Source organism: Caballeronia sp. LjRoot34, from assembly GCF_964253815.1.
Taxonomy (GTDB): Bacteria; Pseudomonadota; Gammaproteobacteria; order Burkholderiales; family Burkholderiaceae; genus Caballeronia.
Map to the genome: position 1 here is coordinate 143,699 of NZ_CAXUSB020000001.1, position 18,351 is coordinate 162,049.

Sequence of the window (18,351 nt, forward strand, 5' to 3'; positions counted from 1 at the left end):
GTTTCTCGTCTCCGCATTGCGTAGATTTGTTGTTTATCGGCGCTGAGGCGTTGTACGCACTTGACGTGTTTACTAACGACGTCAGTTTGCACAATTTCGGCGATTGTATAGTAAAACCGCGCGAAAACTTGCCTGAGGAACCTAGAGAAAACCCGCAATCTCTTTGTCAATAAGACTTTCAGTTAGCTTTATTGTTTAGTAAATGTGATGGAAAATTCAACTTAATATGTGTTGGCGAGCGCTAGCGCGCCTCCCGTTGATGCACGGATCGCGCATTCGATGACCACACGTCGAGCACCATGTCATCGTCCCGATAGCAGGACAGAAGCGGTAGCGTGAGTTTTGCGCGAAGTTCTCGATGTACATGATCTCCTGAGTGCGGCCATCCCTTGATCGGCCGCCGCCAATGGCAGGCGATCAGCGTTCCCCCCTCGGCGAGCGAAACGGTCAGCTTAGCTATCAGCTCCGCCAGTTGCGCCTCATTCAGGTAATACGCCACCTCGCTGATTACGATCAGGTCGAACTCGCCATCCGGCCACTCGTTGGGCATGGCGCGCTGCTCGACCCGAACGTGCTGAAGATGCGCGACTCGCTGGCGGGCAAGTTCGACCGCGGCTGGATTCAAATCCGCTGCGAGCAGCATCTCGCATCGAGACGCCAATTCAGCTGTCAGTTCGCCGTTCGCGCAACCGGGTTCATACGCACGACGGTAACGTTCGTCGGGGAGGGCGGCCAGCGTCAACGCGCGCTTGCGCCGCTCGTACCAGCGGTCACGAAGTAGCCAGGGGTCGTTGCTGCGTTGATAGAGACCGGCGAAATAGTCCTGCGCGTCGGGTTCCTGCGCGTTCGGTTCCTGCGTGCTCCGGCCCACTGTCATATCAGCACGACCTCATAGGGCCGGGTGAGACGTTCGAGCACATGCTCGGGCAGGATGGGTGCGCGACCCGTCGAGTTGTCGGCTTCGATCTGGCTCCGAAACGCCTGGACCGCGTGAACCTTGCGGGCAAGCGTTGCCGCATCCAGCACGATGCGGCGCGCACGGCTCCAGGGCACGCGGGAATCCTCGGGTGTCGCCCAGTGCCACGTCCATACAGGGACTTCCACGAACGGCAGGTCAAGCGCACCCGCCACGGCGATCACAACCCGGCCGACCGACTCGTGGTCGGGATGGCCATCGAAACGCCAGGTTCCGAACACAATGTCGCCCGGTTCGAGATGGACTTTCAACGCTTCCGCCAGTTCGGGCTCGAACGTTTCTCCACCGCCGTCCGCAAGGTGCAGCCGCACCAGCGCGACGTGCCTCATGCGCAGACGTTGTAGCGCGTCGCGCGTTTCTTGCGGACGGGCCGCGGCGAGCCTCGCTCTGGGCCATTCCGGCGAATCAGGATGGCTCGCAGTGCCGTCCGTCACGGCGATGATCAGCACCTTGCGACCCAGATCCGACAGTTGCGCCAGCAGGCCGCCCGTGCCCAGAACCTCGTCGTCTGGATGCGGCGCAACAATCACGGCGCGTGCACCGGGCGGCACGAGGATCGCCGGATCGACTTCGGGCAGGCTCGAAAGCAGCCCGGACTTTTGCCAGGTTGCTTCGGGCGTGCCATTCCCTCTGATAGCGCGGTCGTTTGCCGAGTGAGTTACTACAGGTTCCATGTGCCGCATTCCCCATTGATAAGTCGTTCAGCAAGTGCGGCTTCGTCGCGTTCGGCATGACTCTGCCGGATAAAGACAGGTAGATCGGCCATCAGGCTGGCGAAATGGCGGTTACGGCAGAGCGGCCCGGCGCCCAGCGCACGGCCGGCCCGCTCGACGACATCAACCGCCGCCCGTTCTGCGGCCAGGCGGACTCGAAAGGCATCGGGCATGGCGTCCGCCTGCGGCTCGCGGTCGATCCGTGCGGCCGCCTCGCGCAGCAGGCTGGCCGTGCCGGAGAGAGCCGTGTCAATAGCGCCCAGATGGGCGAGTTTGTACGCGTCGGCGCGGCGCGCGGCATCCCGTTTGACGAATTCCCCGATTGCCGCAGCCGCCCCGAACCAGCATGCAGCGATCCCGCCGCCGCCGTGCCAGAAACCCGCGCGCTCCAGATAGGCGCGCGGCGCGCCGATGCAGTTGGCTTTAGCGTGATCGAAATGGACGTCCACGCTCGCGCTCGCCAACATGCCGACCGCCATCCAGCCATCACGCGTGATGCGCACGCCCGGCTGGCGGAGATCGACTGCGACGAGAATTGGCTCGTCCCGCTCGTTCCAGGCCGTGACGAGGGCATGGGTAATCGAGGCCGCTCCGGAGCACCAGGCCTTCGTACCGTGCAACGTGACGCTGGTTGGGTTGGACGCAGCTTTCGCGGCGAGGCGTGCCGCGGGCGGCTCTGCTGCCCAAACGCCCCACGTCTGACCGCATTCCGGGACATGCCCCTCGCCTAGTTCAGCCATGATTGCGAGCGCGTCCGTATGGCCTTCGAACAGCTTGACCAGTGCGAGATCGCACGCCGCGACCGCCGCGAGTATTCGCCAGCGTTCGAGCGTCGCGCCATGGCCGGGGAGTGGCAGGCGATCAAAGCCGGCATCGATCAGGGCGTGGAGCGCGCGAGCGGTATCAGTGTCCGAGCCGCGCTCGAACTGGAGTTCACGCAAAAACGGACCGAGAATGGATTCGCTCGCGGCCCCGCCAGTCATTGCTTGCATGGTGGTCATTCCCAACCGCTTGCGTGGATGAAGTCAGGCATGTCGTTGTCCGTTGCCTGGTGCCAGTAACAGCTTATGGACACAAGTGTGGCAAGGCACATGCCCGATCACCAGTCCGCCAGATGGCATAGGGGTTGTGAATAAACGGGTTGTGAAGAAACGAAACGCGTTTGTTGCCAGTTCCCGCATCAAGTCATAGGTCTTCAGGCCGAATCGACAGAACCCCTGAATGAGCTCCAAATAGCAAAAAAGCCGCGCGGGGCGGCTTCATGCTTGGGTAAGTTGGGTCGGGAGAATCAGTGATGCAGCGTATTTTCACGCTATTGCCAGTCGCGGCATCGGCGCAGCGGTTACTAGCGGTCCTAATTGACCTAACGGACTTGCGCGCGGGCGCCTTCTCCTTCTGGCTGCGGCGCTTGCTCGCCGGAAGTGTCGCGGGCACCCCAGCGTTGCGCGAGTACAGCACACGTCATCAACTGGATCTGATGAAAAAGCATCAATGGCAGAACGACCGCGCCTACTGCATGGGAAGCGAAAATCACCTTCGCCATGGGGATCCCCGAGGCGAGGCTTTTCTTCGATCCGCAAAAAATGATCGTGATCTGATCTGCCCGGTTGAAGCCCAGCCGCTTGCTGGCAAACGCTGTGACCCCCAGCGCGAGTGCAAGCAGCACCACGTTCACTACGACAAGTCCGCCAAGCGTTTGCAGGGAAATGGTGTGCCAGATACCCTCGTTCACCGCTTCGCTGAAGGCGACGTACACAACCAGAAGGATCGAACCTTGATCAACGAAACGCAGGATGCTGCGATTCTTGTCGAGCCATTTGCTGATCACCGGCCGCAGCAGTTGCCCGGCAATAAACGGCACGAGCAGTTGCAGCACGATATTGCCGACCGTGTGCCATGCCGAACCGGCGTGGCCGCTGCCGTCGGTTACCACGATACCGACCAGCGCGGGCGTGATGAAGATGCCGAGCAGGCTCGACGCCGAGGCGGCACAAACTGCTGCCGGCACATTGCCCTTTGCAATGGATGTGAACGCAATAGACGACTGCACGGTGGACGGCAGCGTGCACAGGAACAGGATGCCCATATACAGCGCGGGCGTGACGAGCGGCGTGAGCACGGGTTTCAGCGCCAGGCCAAGCAAGGGAAACAGCGCGAAAGTGCTGAGCAGTACGACGATATGCAGACGCCAGTGCGTCATGCCCGACACGATCGCTTCACGGGAGAGCTTTGCCCCGTGCAGGAAAAACAGCAGCCCGACAGCAATGTTGGTCAGCCAGTTGAAGCCGACCGCCGCCGCGCCACGGCAAGGGAGCAGGCTGGCAAGGATCACCGTGCCTACGAGTGCGAGAGTGAAGTTATCAGGGAGAAACTTGGGGCGGGTCATCAGGGATTCGCATGTTCATGAAAGTGCATGACGACTCTCGGCGATCACATTTTGTGCCTTCAAAAAAGGCGAACGGACGCGCGCGAAAACCGTCGCGATCGCTATTTTGAGCGCATACCGATTCAAGATGCAAATTCATTTAAGTGATCTATTAATTCAACAAACGCATGAGTCACCTATTTTGGGCATCCGGCACGGGCACGCAGAGCGCGCCACGGATCGTTTGCGGACCACTGGGCAGCAACTGGAATCAAGCTGGATTTGATAAGACGGAAGTGCCGCAAGCCATCCCAAAATGAGCCAAAAAACAGTGAAGTAACATGGTGTTACAACCCTCAGGAAGACCTAACACTTTTTGGCTCGACTCCAGTCGCGCAGCACAATAAATTGAATGACAGACCGGTCGGCAGGCGCGTTAAGAAACGCGGGCCTGATGCTCCGACAATTGACCGGTCGGCGATGCCTGGCGGTGTCCACTTTCCGCCAACACGCCCGAACAGACTCGGACAATTCGCAGTATCGACATGTTGCTCACCCGATTTGGACCTATCGCTCGCTTGATCCTCACCGCTGCCGCCGGTCTGGTTGCGGCGTCGACGCTGTGTGCGTCGCTGGCTTTCGCCGGCGGGAACAACGGCGGAATGTTCAGCCGCAACGCCGGTCAGGCTCAAGGGCAATGGAAGGCTGTGAATCCCGTGAACCGGCATGCAATGCGAGTGGACGACGTCGAGCGTGGTGCCCAGTCGTTCCGTTATCAACGCGTTGCGGCAGGTTCGGGCCTGACGCCGATCAGCGCGGAAGTGCGTGGTGGACCGCGTGCCGACCAGGCTGCGCAATTGCGCGCCGGCGGATCGATCCGCGCCGACATCGCACGTTATAACGAAGAGCGCAGCAGTCCGCGTCCGTCGGGCCGCCAAGTCGACGACCCGCGCTCGCCCGCGAACTCCGCCTATCGGAATTGATGGCTGAAGTACCCGGCGCGCGGCAGGCGAACGCGTGATCATCCGCATGAATCAAATCCGCACGGGGTATCAATAGACGAAATGCGCCTCTGCCGCCCCTCAAAGAATCCGCACCTCCAGAATCCGCCCCTCCCTCGTAGTTCTCGCCGTGTTCTTCACCCATCAGTTCGAACAGCCGGTTCGACTTGTAGCCAGTAGCTTGGCGAGTGCAAAACAAAAAACAATTCCCCCGTCTATGGCAAGCGTCGCAATGACGTAATCCCGCCACAGGTTCATCGCCCGAAGCGCGTATCCATTCCTCTCAAATTTAGCCGCATTAACAATGCATGCGACTGGCGTTTCTGATCGCATTTTTATTGTTGCCGGAATCCAGATTGCCCGGGTGCACCGTGGCATATAGCATCGCGGGCTATCGTCTTGCAGGCCGACTCCCCCTTCAAGTGTCCTTTTCGTATCGCGTTGCATCAGCCGATAAAAGTTCGGCGCGCGCAATGTATTCAAACCGCTATAGACAGCATAAGGAAAGTTATTTTTGTCCAGAAAAATGATCCGTAAAGATGGTTCCGCCCTAAGCCATCTGCATGCATAGCGGACATTTATAAGAACAGTCCGATAAAGCGAGGCAATGTCCCTCGCCGAATCCCGTTTTAACGTTAATACGACAGGAGAGTCCATGAAGCCACTCGTGAACCGCGTGCTTAAGGCCGCGGCCAAGGCTACCGTTACTGCCGGCATGTTCGGCTTGCTTGCCGCCAGTTCCGCTCAAGCGCAATCGAGTGTCCAGTTGTATGGACAGGTCGACGAATGGGTGGGAGCCACTAAATTCCCGGGCAGCCCGACGGCCTGGAACGTAGGTGGCGGGGGTATGTCGACGTCGTACTGGGGTATGAAAGGCAGCGAAGATCTCGGTGGCGGTTATAAGGCGATCTTCACGTTGGAAAGCTTCTTTCGGGCGCAGAACGGTAATTACGGCCGCTTTCAGGGCGATACATTTTTCGCGCGCAATTCGTATGTCGGTATCGAGTCGCCGTACGGTACGGTCACCGCTGGCCGGCTGACCACGCAGCTTTTTGTATCGACCATTCTGTTTAACCCGTTTGTTGATTCGTATACGTTCTCACCGATGGTTTATCACGTGTTCCTCGGTCAGAGCACGTTTCCGACGTACACGACGGACCAGGGTGTTGTCGGCGATTCAGGTTGGGATAATTCCGTTCAGTACACCACACCTGATTTCAGCGGTTTGTCGGGTAGCGTGATGTACGGCGTCGGCAATCAGGCCGGACAAAACGGCGCGAAGAAATACAGCGCGCAATTCCTGTATTTCCACGGCCCGTTTGCGGCGACCGGCGTATATCAGTACGTGAATTTCAGCGCAACACCGGGTGACCTGACGTCGTTCGTGGCCGGTTACAAGAGCCAGAGCGTGGGCCAGTTGGGTGCTTCGTACGACATGAAGTACGTCAAGTTCTTCGCGCAGTACATGTACACGCACAACGATATCGATCCAGGTTCGTTCCACGTGACCACGGGCCAAGGCGGCGTGACCATTCCGGTTGGCGTGGGTTCGGTGATGGCGTCGTATGCGTATTCGCGCAGCAACGGCGGGCTCGACCAGACGCACAAGAGCTGGGCGGTCGGCTATGACTATCCGCTGTCGAAGCGCACCGACGTCTATGCCGCGTACCTGAACGACAAGTACACGAGCATGTCGAGCGGCGATACATACGGCGTCGGCATTCGCACGAAGTTCTGATCGAAGGCCGCGAGCATTACGCGCGGGCTCCCGGCAACGCAACAACGCCGCCCTAAGCCAATAGGCTTAGGGCGGCGTTTTTGTTGTCCGGCGCGCAAGACGATTCAAAGAGGTCCGCGAACCAGCCGCTCACCGGACGGCTTTATCGCGAAATACCTAGCCGCGTTTTTGCATCGTCGTATTCGTGTTTGAGTCGCGACACGAGCTCCGCCACCGTCGGCACGTCGTCCATCAGGCCGACACCTTGTCCCGCGCCCCAGATTTCTTTCCACGCTTTGGCTTTGACCGCCGAGTCGCCGAAATTCATCGCGGCTTTATCCGATGCCGGCAGCGCATCCGGATCGAGTCCGGCATTGAGAATGCTCTGACGAATGTAGTTGCCGTGCACGCCGGTGAACAGGTTCGTATAGATGATGTCGGCGGCCTTCGATCCCACGATCGCACTCTTGTAGTCTTCCAGCGCATGCGCCTCGCGCGTGGCAATAAAGCGTGTGCCGATATACGCGAAATCCGCGCCCATGGCTTGCGCGGCGAGAATCGAGCCGCCGTTGGCAATGGCTCCGGACAGCGCGATCGGGCCATCGAAAATACGCCGCACTTCGCCCACCAGCGCGAACGGTGACATCATGCCCGCGTGTCCGCCGGCGCCGGCTGCAACCAGGATCAGGCCATCGACGCCGGCTTCCAGCGCCTTCTCGGCGTGCCGCAGGTTGATCACGTCGTGCAATACGATGCCGCCGTAGCTGTGCACCGCGTCGATCATCTCCTTGACCGGTGCGCGCAGGCTGGTGATGAAGATCGGCACGCGATGTTCCACGCATACCCGCACGTCCGCCTCAAGCCGCGCGTTCGAATGATGCACGATCTGGTTGACCGCGACCGGGCCGACCGGCGCGCCAGGATTCGCCGCCTTATGCGCCTCGATTCCTTCGCCGATTTGCGTGAGCCATTCGTCGAGCAGCTCGGCCGGCCGCGCGTTCAGCGCGGGAAACGAGCCGACAATACCCGCCTTGCATTGCGCAAGCACGAGCTCGGGATAACTGACGATGAACATCGGTGAAGCGATAACGGGTAGCGCGAGGTGTTGCAGAGCGGCGGGGAGTGCCATGACACGAGTCTCCTGATTGAATGTGAAAGCCCGCGATACGCGTGCGTCCATCTGGCGTGGGGTCACAATAACTGCACGGTAGCTGCGAACGGCGATTGCCGCCGGACTTGGGCGTTGCTTAAGCGCATGCGCCGAAAAGCATGCGAACGACCGTTCGATTATAGGCGAATCCGTTGATGCGCGATCACCGGGGAGATTGGAAGAAGTCTTCAGCTTCTACGAAAGCGCCCGCCAGCAAGCAGTTTAGTATTGCCGAGGACGCCTACAATGCTTTTCCCGTCACGCGAATATTCACGCCATGCCGTTCGAAGACTACGAGCCGTTCACCTTCGATGCCGCGGGCGTCGACATCTTCGGCATGAAGGGCGGTAACGGGCCGCCGCTTCTCCTGCTTCACGGCCACCCGCAGACCCATGAGATCTGGCATCGGCTGGCTGGCGTTCTCGCGCAGCATTTCACCGTGATCGCGACCGATCTGCGCGGTTACGGCGCATCGGCGAAACCGCCCAGCGATGCGCAGCACACACCCTATTCGAAACGCGCAATGGCCGCCGATCAGGTCGCGGTCATGCGGCACTTTGGCTTCGAGCGCTTCATGGTCTGCGCGCATGATCGTGGCGCGCGGGTGGCGCACAGGATGGCGCTGGATTTTCCGCAGGCTGTCGACCGCCTGATGCTGCTCGACATAGCGCCAACGCTTGCCATGTACGACGCCACGAATCGCGCCTTCGCCACTGCCTATTTTCACTGGTTCTTCCTGATCCAGCCCGAGCCGTTGCCGGAATTGCTGATCGGCGCGAATCCGGACGTGTATGTCGAGCGTGTGATGGGCAGCCGCCATGCGGGTCTTGCACCCTTCGCGCCGCACGCTTTGCAGGCATACCGCGACGCGTTGCGTCAGCCGGGCGCGGTGCATGCAATGTGCGAGGACTACCGGGCGTCGGCGTCGATCGATCTTGAGCATGATCGCGCGGATATTGAATGCGGCAACAAACTCGCGTGTCCGCTGCGGGTGTTGTGGGGGCAGGAGGGCGTGATCGAACAATGCTTTGAGCCGTTGACCGAATGGCGTCGTGTCGCGCGCGATGTCAGCGGCCGGGCGTTGCCTTCCGGCCACTATATTCCGGAAGAAGTACCCGATGAACTGCTTGCGGAAATGCTCGCGTTTTTCGAGGCGACCGAGGCTGCATAAAGGGCGCGGCGTGTGCGCGTCATGGCACGTTTAGCCGGCTGTTATAAGTCTGTAGGGAAAGCACCGATGCGTCTCAAAAACAGGCGCGCTACGATGCATTCGGCGCTGATCACGTCAACAAAATTCCGCCGCTTGGGCCTGGCCGTTCGACGACAAATCGATAGCTGACAAGCGGCTTTCTTTTGGGCTGTCTGGTGTCATGCTTTCGCGTTCAGCCGATCTTCACTGTTTCGCCATCCACCTTCAGCACGCCGCTCGTTGCCAATTCGGCGAGATACTTGCGCACCAATCCCGGACGATCATCGGAGAGCAGGTTAGCGGCGGCGCGCATGGCCCCGGCTTGATCTACGAGCAGCAACAACTCGCTGACGGGCATCGAGCGCAACTCCATCAGCTTGAACACGATCAACACCTTCAGCGCATTCTTCGCATTGCGCACGGGATCCGCGCGCAGATAATCGATTCGCGAGAAAGCGATATCCAACGCCTTCGATACATCCGTGAACGGCGCGCCGTGGCCAGGAATCACCGCCCTCACGTCCAGTGTGGCGATCAGGTCGAGCACCGCGCGTTGTTCCGCGAAACCGCTTTCGCCTTCCAGTTCAGGAAAGATCACGCCGAAGCCGTTTTCCCACAGCGCGTCGGCGCTGATCAGCAGTCGTTCTTCAGCGCAATACAACATCAGCGAATGGGGATCGTGACCGGGCGCGCCGAGCACCGACCAGTCGAGGCCGCCAAGCCGGAGCGTCGCGCCCGGCGCAATCGTGCCGGTGAAACCGAAACGCTCGCAGGTCTGCCCGGTCGCGCGGAACGTGAGCCTGTCTTCATCCCATTCACGCACGGCGTCGGCCTCTGTTTGTGGAATGAGCGTCTCACAGACGAAGTTGGATTGCAGCAGCGCATTGCCGCCGCAATGGTCCGAATGCAGATGCGTGTTCACAATCAGGTCGAGCGTGCGCCCATCGCCAAGCGCTTGCCGCACGAGTGCCAGCGTCTGCGGCGCGTGAGTGGCGTAGCCGGTATCGACCAGCGCGGTGCGTGTGCTATCGATGAAAAGCACGTTATTCGACGACAGCCAGCCGCGCTCAAACACCCGCATGGACGCAGGTAATGTGATCATGTGTCTGGCCCTTTCGGCATCACCACGATGGTCGCGCTTGCCTTGACCATGATCTCGCCGTGCTGATTCAGCGCCTGGCCTTCCAGCTTCACGAGATCGCCGTTCAAGCTCGGCTTCCAGTGCGCTTCGGTAACGTGCCAGCTCATCGCGAGCACGTCGTTCGCCTTGACCGCCCGCACGAGCTTGATGCCGAATTCAAGGCCGAGCGGCTGGGCGTAGACGGAAAAATGCGTCGCGATCATCGCCATCAAATGCGCCGTGGGTTGCGTGCCCGACGCGATCAGCGAACCGAAGCGGCTGGCTTCGGCGTAGGCATCGTCGTGATGCAGCGGGTTGTGATCGTTGACCAGCGTGGCGAATGACTTGATGGAATCGGGCGGCAACGCCAGCGTGGCCGTGAATTGCTCGCCGATGCGCACCACACGCGGTCCTTTTTTCCGCACTTCCGCTAGCTTCAGGACCGCCGCCTTTTGCGTGTCATCGAAGGAAGACCAGCCCGCAATTTCATCGATCGTGCGAAAACAGCCGTCGCAGAGTCCTGTTGATGGATTCATCCTGCATACATCGATACACGGCGATGCAACGGCCTCAGTCATCACGCCGTCTCGCGCAATGCGACATCGGCGACCGGCGCGCCCGTCAGCGCGACCAGTTCCTGCGGCGTCAGGTTGAACACCGCGTGCGGATGACCGGCGGCGGCCCAGAGGCTGTCAAGCGCGAGCAGGTCTTCATCGATCAGCGTCAGCGGCGGCGTGGCATGGCCTATCGGGCACACGCCGCCAATTGCGTAGCCGGTTTTCTCGCGGACGAACCTGGCGTCGGCGCGGGCGAGTTCACCTACGCGTTCGGCCACTTTCTTCTCGTCCACACGATTCACACCGCTGGCGATCACGAGTACCGGCGCGTCGTCTTTCTTGCGGCGAAACAGAATCGATTTGGCGATTTGCGCGACGGAGCAGCCAAGGCCTGCCGCCGCTTCAGCCGATGTCTTGCCGGTCTCGGCGAGCATCACGACGGGACTGGCGTGTCCGCGTTCCTGCAGCAGGAGCGCCACGCGGCGAGCGGATTCGGGCAGGGCGTCGAGTGTTTCGTTCATCGTGTTTTATCCAAGGTCCAAAGTAATGAGCCGGCCGTCAAACGCAGGCAGCCAGACCATCGCGTTTTTTCGCGAGCAACGCGCGTCCCACTCGCGACGCGCTCGGCTTGCCGATCGCCCGCGAAATGAAATCACCGATCTCCACGAGCTGGTCGAGATCGACGCCGGTTTCAATACCCAGTCCGTTGAGCATGAAGATCACGTCCTCGGTCGCGACGTTGCCGGTCGCGCCTTTCGCATACGGACAACCGCCAAGTCCTGCCACGGACGCGTGGAAAATCTCGATGCCTTCCTGCAGCGACGCATAGATATTCGCGACCGCCTGACCGTAGGTATCGTGGAAATGGCCGGAGAGCCGTTCGCGTGGAAATACCTTCGATACCGCAGCCATCACCTCGCGCGTGCGGCCCGCGGTGCCCACGCCGATGGTATCGGCAATGTCGATTTCATCGCAGCCGAGCGCCTTCATGCGTTGCACGACATCGACGACAGCATCAATTGGCACGTCGCCCTGATACGGGCAACCCAGCGCGCACGAAATACTGGCGCGCAAACGCAGGCCCGCTTCTTTCGCCGCCTTCGCGACGGGTTCGAAGCGCGCGATGCTTTCCGCAATGCTGCAGTTGATGTTCTTCTGCGAGAACGCTTCGCTGGCCGCGCCGAAGATGACGATTTCATCGGCTTTCGCTTCCAGCGCCGCTTCGAAGCCACGCAGGTTCGGCGTGAGCGCCGAGTAAATCGTGCCCGGACGCCGCTCGATGCCGGCCATCACAGCCGCGGCGTCCGCCATTTGCGGCACCCATTTCGGGGAGACGAAGGACACCGATTCGACGTTCTGGAAACCCGCGTTTGCCAGCCGATTCACCAGTTCGATCTTGATGTCGGTCGCGACGAATTCCTTCTCGTTCTGCAGGCCGTCACGCGGTCCCACTTCGACGATTTTCACTTTGGCGGGTAGCATGCCTGTCTCCTTTGAATACCTATAAATCCTTGTAGCTCAATAACCGCGTTTCACATCGACTATGCCGGATATCGGCTCGCCGCGCGTGAGCGCCATGATCTTGTTCGCGATCTGCTCGATGCTTTCTTCGCGCAGCGTTTCGGCGGAGATGTGCGGCGTGATCGTGAGGCGTGGCGTGCGCCAGAACGGATGATTGTCCGGCAACGGTTCGGTGTGGAATACATCGAGTGTCGCGGCGGCGATCTGGCCGGTCTGCATGGCGTGCAGCAGGTCGTCGTCTACAAGATGCCCGCCGCGCGCCAGGTTGACGAGATACGCGCCGGGTGCAAGCCGTTCGAACGTGTGCCTGTTCAGGATGCCTTCGGTATCCGGCGTATGCGGCAGCAGGTTGATGAGCACTCTCGTGCCGTCGAGGAAGCTCTCGAACTGTTCGTCGCCGGCGAAAGTCTTGACGCCTTCGATATCCCGCTTGGTACGGCTGAAACCGCGCACCGGCATGCCGAACGCCGTCAGCGCCCGCGCGACCCGCGCGCCGAGAACGCCCATGCCCAGCACGCCGACGGTGAAATCCTTCAACGCATAGGGCGGCAGTTTTTGCCAGCGATGCTCGCGCTGGAGCGCATCGTATTCGTCCAGGCGGCGCAGGTAACGCAGCACCGTGTGGGCCGCGTATTCGACCATCTGGTGGCCCATGCCGCTGTCTTCCAGGCGCACGAGCAGCGCGTTGGGCGGCAGGGTGCCCGGTTGCTTGCGTTCGACCTCAAGGATCGCATCGACACCCGCGCCCAGATTGAACACCGCCTTCAGATCCGGCCGGTTCGCGAACAACTCGGGCGGTGCACGCCAGACGACCGCGTAATCAGCGGGGGCGTTGTCGCCGGGTTGCCACAGGCGGACATCGGCGCTGGGAAGCGCGCGGGAGAGATCGTCGAGCCAGAGAGGGGCCTCGGCGTGGTGTTCGTAGAGAATGATCTTCATCGAAGGGTCGTATTCACGGGGTAAGGGCGCGGATTGATCGTTGAATTGTGTCCGAAATTAAGCCTATTTTACGGTTTCGCCGTGGTTTCGCAGGGTTTTGCCGCGGTTTTGCCGATTAACACGCGCGGCGCGAGAAACCACGCCGCCGCATGGTCCGATTGCCGCCGATAACCAAATGACGAAAACTTGGTTCGCGCGGACGCGCTCACGCAGCAGAATTGTTCCTCACCATGCTGGCTACGAGCCAGCAGCGAGGTTCACATGAGTTCATGCAGCACATCCCCCTGGCCGCCGCGGCTCGTGACCGTGCCCGGTCTGCACGGCAGCGAGGGCGCGCACTGGCAAACCTGGCTGGAACGGCAATTACCGAAGTCACGACGCGTCGAGCAAGCCGACTGGGACGCGCCTCAACTCGAGGCGTGGGCGCAATCCGTCGCGGATACGGTGACGAGCGTCCGCGGTCCGGTGATTCTTGCCGCGCATAGTTTCGGTTGTCTCGCGGCCGCGCACGCGATCGCACAAGGGCTGACCGGCGACGCCGTGGCCGGCGTGCTGTTTGTCGCGCCTGCCAGTCCGGACAAGTTCCGGTTCGCCGGGGCACTCGAGCCGCGCCGCCTTGGGGTGCCATCGGTGCTGATTGCGAGCATGACTGATCCGTGGATGCCCTTCGACCAGGCGATGCGTCTCGCGAGCCAGTTTGGCAGCGCGTTCGTGAATCTCGGCGATTCCGGGCACATCAACACTGCAGCGGGGTTCGGCCCGTGGCCGCGCGCGAAATATTTCGTCGATACCTTGATTCATTGCGCGGCCCCGGCGCATTTCGCGGCGCAACCCGATGTGTCGGACCACTTCGACGACTTCGAGCACATCGAACAGGCGGCTTATGGATGAGGTGTCCGATGCATTAAAGCCCCGGCTTTTCGATAGAATCGCCGCTTTGCAGCGGTTTTCACTATTCGAACAATCGGGGGATGTATGGCGGGTTTGAAGCACTGGGCAGCAATCGCGGCGTTGGGTCTTACTACGTTGGCACACGCGGATACGGCGTTGCTCAACGTCTCTTACGACGTCACGCGTGAGTTGTACAAGGACATCGATACCGCGTTTATTGCCGACTATAAACAGAAGACCGGCGAGACGCTTTCCGTGCGCCAGTCGCATGGGGCGTCGAGTGCGCAGGCTTTGTCGGTGATGCAGGGTCTGCAGGCCGACGTTGTCACAATGAACCAGCCGAACGACATCGATTTGCTGGTCGAGCGCGGCGGTCTTGTGCCGGCTAACTGGCGCACGCTTCTGCCGAATAACGCGGTGCCGTACACCACCACCATGGTATTTCTCGTGCGCCATGGCAATCCGAAGAACATCAAGGACTGGAGCGATCTCGCGCGTCCCGGCGTGCAGGTCGTGATCGCGAATCCGAAGACGTCGGGCAACGGGCGTTATGCGTATCTGGCGGCATGGGGCTACAAGAAGCAGCAGGGCGCAACCGATGAACAGGCTCAAGCGTTCGAGAAAGCCATTTTCAAGAACGTGCCGGTGCTGGACACGGGCGGTCGAGGTGCTACGACAACATTCACGCAACGCGGTATTGGCGACGTGCTGGTGACGTTTGAAAACGAAGTCGCGTTGATGGATACGGGGGCGGGCGGAAAGGATTTCGACGCTGTGTATCCGTCGGTGAGTTTGTTAGCCGAGCCGCCGGTCGCGGTGGTTGCGAAGGTCGTCGACAAGCGTGGGACGCGCAAGGAAGCGCAGGCGTACCTGGACTATTTGTGGACCCCGGCGGCGCAGGAAATCATCGCGCAGCATCATCTGCGGCCGCGTAACGCCGAGGTGCTGGCGAGGCACGCAAGCGAATTCAAACCGATCAAGACGTTCACGGTGGAGCAGGTTTTCGGCAACTGGCAGAAAGCGCAGCAAACCCATTTCTCCGATGGCGGCACGTTCGATCAGGTGATTGTCGATAAGAATTGAGGGGGGCGATACCAACGAGGTACTGCCCGCTTGACGCGAGCGCTCGCGAAAGATTTCGCGACGCCGCTACAGCAGTAGCAAATGTTGGCGCCCAATGTCCTTCATTTGTTTATCCGCTATGCCGGCTCGCTCTGCGAAAGTCGGCCAGGAAGTAATAGCCAGGCGCACCTCCTTGATGACGTTTCGCGCAGTGCCGACCCCGAAACGCTCCGCCTCGGCAAGCAGGTCATCTTCAGTAAAGCCCTTGAACTTGCCGTTCACCGACATGAGGTGCTGGTTTGTCCATTCGCCGTTCGGGTTATGCGCGAAGGTCACGTCGTAGGCAGGAGTCAGTTCCCACGGTGCGCCTTGTCGCAGCCGGAACGAGAAGTTTTTCGTATGGTCATCGCAGTTGCGGCCCATCACGTTGAACACCATGCGACGGAATGCTTCCTCCATCTCGGCATAGGGCAAATCCAATTGACGCATGGTAGTGAAGAGCTGCGAGTACGCGTTGGTGCCCTTCTTCTTATAGTCGACGTGATCGAGCGCGCACAACGTCTGCATGTGGTGCCGGATGTTGGTTCCTTCCCGGTCAAAGCGCCGTGTCATGAAATGCGCCCGGCCGCTTTCTTCAAGCAGCCGGCACTCGGACATGGTCATGTTCGCTGCACGCGCCATCAGATGATAGGCGTACTCAATGCGCCCATATCCCTGCGGTGTACCTAGTTCACTGTCCTCGCCCATGCCGTCGAACTTGAGGAGCCAGTGCTGAAAACCTTCCGGTGCCTCTAGCTGCCCCGAGCGAATCTCGTTGGTAAGCGGGTTCCAGGCAATTACGGCTTTTGCGCGTGCGCCACCAGCAGAGGTACCGACGTCGATAATGCTTCGAAGCGCGGCACTCGTGTGGTCATTGTCGTCGATTGTTCCGGCGACGGCTTTGCGGGCCTCATTGACGAGGTGACTGAGCTGGATGGACGTCGGCTTGTGCCGAGCCGGGCCGCGTGCCGGTCTAAAGGTGAGTGCGCCCATTGCGCGGTTGCTCATGTACGCCAGGCGGTCAATCGATGTCACGCCTGACGCGGGAATACCGTGATCTGCCATGTAGCGGTTGATCAACGCATTACCGAAGTCGTCAGGCAAGGCGTCGCTCAGGAGGGCGGGAAGTCGCTTATAGGTTGCGTCTGGAAGGTCGGCGAAAAGGTATGGTTCAAGGCTCAGCGGCATGTGCAGCGGGGATGGCTCGACGCCCCGGTCTACAAACTCCGGTGCGTAGGCAAACACGTAGTAGCCGTACGCGGGATCGAGGGCGACGGCGCCCATCAACTGGTCCCACAAGAACACTTCGACGCGGTCAACGTGCTTGTACGGAGCCGCCTTCTTTTTCGCTGGTTGATTCTTTTCCGTACTCACGGCGGGCTCCTGCTGGTCGAATTCAAATTACTTCGGGGGTTTGGCGGCGCGCTTGCGTGCGCGTTGGCGTGGAGCAGCGTTGCGCACCATGGTCATGGGATTGACTGTCGCAATTGGCGCGATGGTCGTGAGCCAATCGTCCCGGTCGAGCGCCCTGAGTACAGATACCAGCGATTTAAGCGAGGAGCCGCCACCGTTCTCGAGACTTCTGAGGGAACGCGCGCTGATGCCCGCTCGCTCGGCCAAAGTCTGTTGGTCGATGTTTCGGCTCAGCCTGAGTTTTTTCAGGCTTTCACCGACCTGGACTTCGAGTTCCGATGGTGTATGGCTTGTCTTCACAACGACGTTTGCATTTGTAGGCAAGATTACGCCTCTTAAATCGAAATACGAGGTTAAGAGGCAATTTATTACTGATTATAGTAGATATCTTTTAAAGTATTGTTAACTTTAAGAGGTAGTTTATTGCCTTTTAAGCTTGTTTTAGCTGCTTAGTGGGCATCTTTCTACCTCTTATGGCGAGTAGATAACGTGCGAGCAAATGAAAATCCCCCGGGATCTGACGATCGCAGGGGATTCTGGACATCAACCGGATGTTGCCTGACCCTTCACGGCTTGGATCAGTGAATCAAGCCGCTTGTCGATCACTGCACCTGCGCGTGCCCGCACTTCACATCGCAAGTCTCGGCCGCTTGCATCTGCTGCGACGCTTCCGCGCGCATCCCCAAACGCTCCAGCAATTTCCGGTCGGCTTCAGCCTGCGGGTTGCTCGTCGTCAGCAACTGGTCGCCGTAGAAAATCGAGTTCGCGCCGGCCAGGAAACATAGCGCCTGCAGCGCTTCATCCATCTGCTCGCGTCCCGCCGATAACCGCACCATTGCCTTGGGCATCGTGATGCGCGCAACCGCGATCGTGCGCACGAATTCAAACGGGTCCAGTGGCGCGGTACCCGTCAGCGGCGTGCCTTCCACCTGCACCAGATTATTGATAGGCACTGATTCCGGATACGGCTCCATGTTCGCCAGTTGCGTGATCAGTCCGGCCCGTTCACGCCGCGTTTCGCCCATGCCGACAATCCCGCCGCAACATACGTTGATACCGGCATCGCGGACATGTTCAAGCGTATCCAGTCGGTCCTGATACGTGCGCGTCGAGATGATCTGGCCGTAGAACTCCGGCGATGTATCGAGGTTATGGTTGTAGTAATCCAGCCCCGCGTCGCGCAGACGTTCCGCCTGATGCGCTTCCAGCATGCCGAGCGTCACGCAGGTTTCCAGGCCCATCGCCTTCACGCCGCGAATCATGTCGGCGATAGGTTCCAGATGCTGGTCCTTCGGATTGCGCCATGCCGCGCCCATACAAAACCGCGTCGCGCCGTTCGCCTTGGCGATTTCGGCGGCCTTCAGGACTTCATCGACGGCCATCAGTTTTTCGGCCTTCAACCCCGTGTCGTGATGCGATGACTGCGGGCAATACGCGCAATCTTCCGGGCAACCGCCGGTCTTGATCGACAGCAGCGTGGAGAGCTGAACTGTGTTGGCATCGAAATGTTCGCGATGCACAGCCTGCGCGCGAAACATCAAGTCGTTGAACGGCAGGTCGTAGAGCGCGACGATATCCGCCACGCGCCAGCGCGCCAGCGTTTGCGGTGCGGCGGGTTGAGCGGAGGACTGCGTTGTCTTTTCGGTGGATTGCACTTGCGTCATGTGAGGATCCTTTTCATTGTGCAGATAACGATGA

The 18,351-nt window shown here is 60.1% G+C and carries 18 protein-coding genes; 5 read left to right on the forward strand and 13 right to left on the reverse strand.

From position 1 onward, the window contains the following. Window positions 1-241 precede the first annotated feature (241 nt). From ACSQ36_RS00645 to ACSQ36_RS00660, 4 genes are all read right to left on the reverse strand, one after another. The gene (locus ACSQ36_RS00645; protein WP_436180576.1) at window positions 242-877 is read right to left on the reverse strand and encodes a class I SAM-dependent DNA methyltransferase; all 636 of its coding nucleotides are present in this window, start codon (window positions 875-877) and stop codon (window positions 242-244) included. Beyond that, on the reverse strand, window positions 874-1,650 hold the full coding sequence (locus ACSQ36_RS00650) for a PIG-L deacetylase family protein (protein ID WP_436180577.1): 777 nt from the start codon (window positions 1,648-1,650) through the stop codon (window positions 874-876). The genes ACSQ36_RS00645 and ACSQ36_RS00650 overlap by 4 nt, the downstream gene beginning before the upstream one ends. Next, window positions 1,638-2,681, reverse strand: a complete 1,044-nt coding sequence (locus tag ACSQ36_RS00655) for an acyl-CoA dehydrogenase (protein WP_436180578.1) — start codon at window positions 2,679-2,681, stop codon at window positions 1,638-1,640. The genes ACSQ36_RS00650 and ACSQ36_RS00655 overlap by 13 nt, the downstream gene beginning before the upstream one ends. A 371-nt stretch (window positions 2,682-3,052) precedes the next feature. Then, window positions 3,053-4,075, reverse strand: a complete 1,023-nt coding sequence (locus ACSQ36_RS00660; RefSeq protein WP_213764640.1) for a bile acid:sodium symporter family protein — start codon at window positions 4,073-4,075, stop codon at window positions 3,053-3,055. A gap of 524 nt (window positions 4,076-4,599) precedes the next feature. Between ACSQ36_RS00660 and ACSQ36_RS00665 the strand changes: the two genes are divergently transcribed. Together ACSQ36_RS00665 and ACSQ36_RS00670 are read left to right on the forward strand one after the other, a co-directional pair. Beyond that, on the forward strand, window positions 4,600-5,037 hold the full coding sequence (locus ACSQ36_RS00665) for a hypothetical protein (RefSeq protein ID WP_436180579.1): 438 nt from the start codon (window positions 4,600-4,602) through the stop codon (window positions 5,035-5,037). 733 nt (window positions 5,038-5,770) lie between these two features. Continuing rightward, entirely contained in the window at window positions 5,771-6,793 is a 1,023-nt protein-coding gene (locus ACSQ36_RS00670) for a porin (protein ID WP_436183055.1), read from the forward strand. A gap of 142 nt (window positions 6,794-6,935) precedes the next feature. Here ACSQ36_RS00670 and ACSQ36_RS00675 read toward each other — a convergent pair whose 3' ends face one another. Next, the gene (locus ACSQ36_RS00675) at window positions 6,936-7,901 is read right to left on the reverse strand and encodes an NAD(P)H-dependent flavin oxidoreductase (protein ID WP_436180580.1); all 966 of its coding nucleotides are present in this window, start codon (window positions 7,899-7,901) and stop codon (window positions 6,936-6,938) included. A 298-nt stretch (window positions 7,902-8,199) separates the two neighbouring features. On the opposite strand from ACSQ36_RS00675, the gene ACSQ36_RS00680 reads away from it, so the two are divergent. Continuing rightward, complete coding sequence (locus ACSQ36_RS00680) at window positions 8,200-9,093, forward strand: alpha/beta fold hydrolase (RefSeq protein ID WP_436180581.1); 894 nt, start codon at window positions 8,200-8,202, stop codon at window positions 9,091-9,093. Between the two features lie 211 nt (window positions 9,094-9,304). On the opposite strand, the gene ACSQ36_RS00685 is transcribed toward ACSQ36_RS00680, so the two are convergent. The 5 genes from ACSQ36_RS00685 to ACSQ36_RS00705 are packed head-to-tail and all read right to left on the reverse strand — an operon-like array spanning window position 9,305 to window position 13,248. After that, window positions 9,305-10,213 (reverse strand): MBL fold metallo-hydrolase, encoded by a 909-nt coding sequence (locus ACSQ36_RS00685; RefSeq protein WP_436180582.1) that lies wholly within the window; start codon window positions 10,211-10,213, stop codon window positions 9,305-9,307. After that, window positions 10,210-10,767, reverse strand: a complete 558-nt coding sequence (locus tag ACSQ36_RS00690) for a DUF1289 domain-containing protein (protein ID WP_436183056.1) — start codon at window positions 10,765-10,767, stop codon at window positions 10,210-10,212. Before ACSQ36_RS00690 ends, ACSQ36_RS00685 begins: the two co-directional genes overlap by 4 nt. Window positions 10,768-10,808: 41 nt before the next feature. Then, window positions 10,809-11,309, reverse strand: a complete 501-nt coding sequence (locus ACSQ36_RS00695; protein WP_436180583.1) for a YbaK/EbsC family protein — start codon at window positions 11,307-11,309, stop codon at window positions 10,809-10,811. 37 nt (window positions 11,310-11,346) lie between these two features. Next, window positions 11,347-12,270 carry a hydroxymethylglutaryl-CoA lyase gene (locus ACSQ36_RS00700; RefSeq protein WP_436180584.1) on the reverse strand — a complete coding sequence of 308 codons (924 nt, stop codon included), beginning with the start codon at window positions 12,268-12,270 and terminating at the stop codon, window positions 11,347-11,349. A 36-nt stretch (window positions 12,271-12,306) separates the two neighbouring features. Beyond that, a complete protein-coding gene (locus ACSQ36_RS00705) occupies window positions 12,307-13,248 on the reverse strand; it encodes a 2-hydroxyacid dehydrogenase (RefSeq protein ID WP_436180585.1) in 942 nt (313 codons plus the stop codon). Between the two features lie 261 nt (window positions 13,249-13,509). Here ACSQ36_RS00705 and ACSQ36_RS00710 point away from each other — a divergent pair, with 261 nt between their 5' ends. Together ACSQ36_RS00710 and ACSQ36_RS00715 are read left to right on the forward strand one after the other, a co-directional pair. Continuing rightward, window positions 13,510-14,139 (forward strand): RBBP9/YdeN family alpha/beta hydrolase, encoded by a 630-nt coding sequence (locus ACSQ36_RS00710; RefSeq protein WP_436180586.1) that lies wholly within the window; start codon window positions 13,510-13,512, stop codon window positions 14,137-14,139. Between the two features lie 84 nt (window positions 14,140-14,223). Further along, window positions 14,224-15,222 carry a sulfate ABC transporter substrate-binding protein gene (locus tag ACSQ36_RS00715; RefSeq protein ID WP_213764651.1) on the forward strand — a complete coding sequence of 333 codons (999 nt, stop codon included), beginning with the start codon at window positions 14,224-14,226 and terminating at the stop codon, window positions 15,220-15,222. Between the two features lie 66 nt (window positions 15,223-15,288). Here ACSQ36_RS00715 and ACSQ36_RS00720 read toward each other — a convergent pair whose 3' ends face one another. The 3 genes from ACSQ36_RS00720 to bioB all read right to left on the reverse strand — a co-directional run bounded on the left by ACSQ36_RS00720 (window position 15,289) and on the right by bioB (window position 18,317). Continuing rightward, the gene (locus ACSQ36_RS00720; RefSeq protein ID WP_436180587.1) at window positions 15,289-16,614 is read right to left on the reverse strand and encodes a type II toxin-antitoxin system HipA family toxin; all 1,326 of its coding nucleotides are present in this window, start codon (window positions 16,612-16,614) and stop codon (window positions 15,289-15,291) included. Between the two features lie 27 nt (window positions 16,615-16,641). Continuing rightward, a complete protein-coding gene (locus ACSQ36_RS00725; RefSeq protein ID WP_436180588.1) occupies window positions 16,642-16,977 on the reverse strand; it encodes a helix-turn-helix domain-containing protein in 336 nt (111 codons plus the stop codon). Window positions 16,978-17,255: 278 nt separating this feature from the next. Continuing rightward, on the reverse strand, window positions 17,256-18,317 hold the full coding sequence (bioB, locus tag ACSQ36_RS00730; protein WP_436180589.1) for a biotin synthase BioB: 1,062 nt from the start codon (window positions 18,315-18,317) through the stop codon (window positions 17,256-17,258). Between the last annotated feature and the right edge of the window lie 34 nt (window positions 18,318-18,351).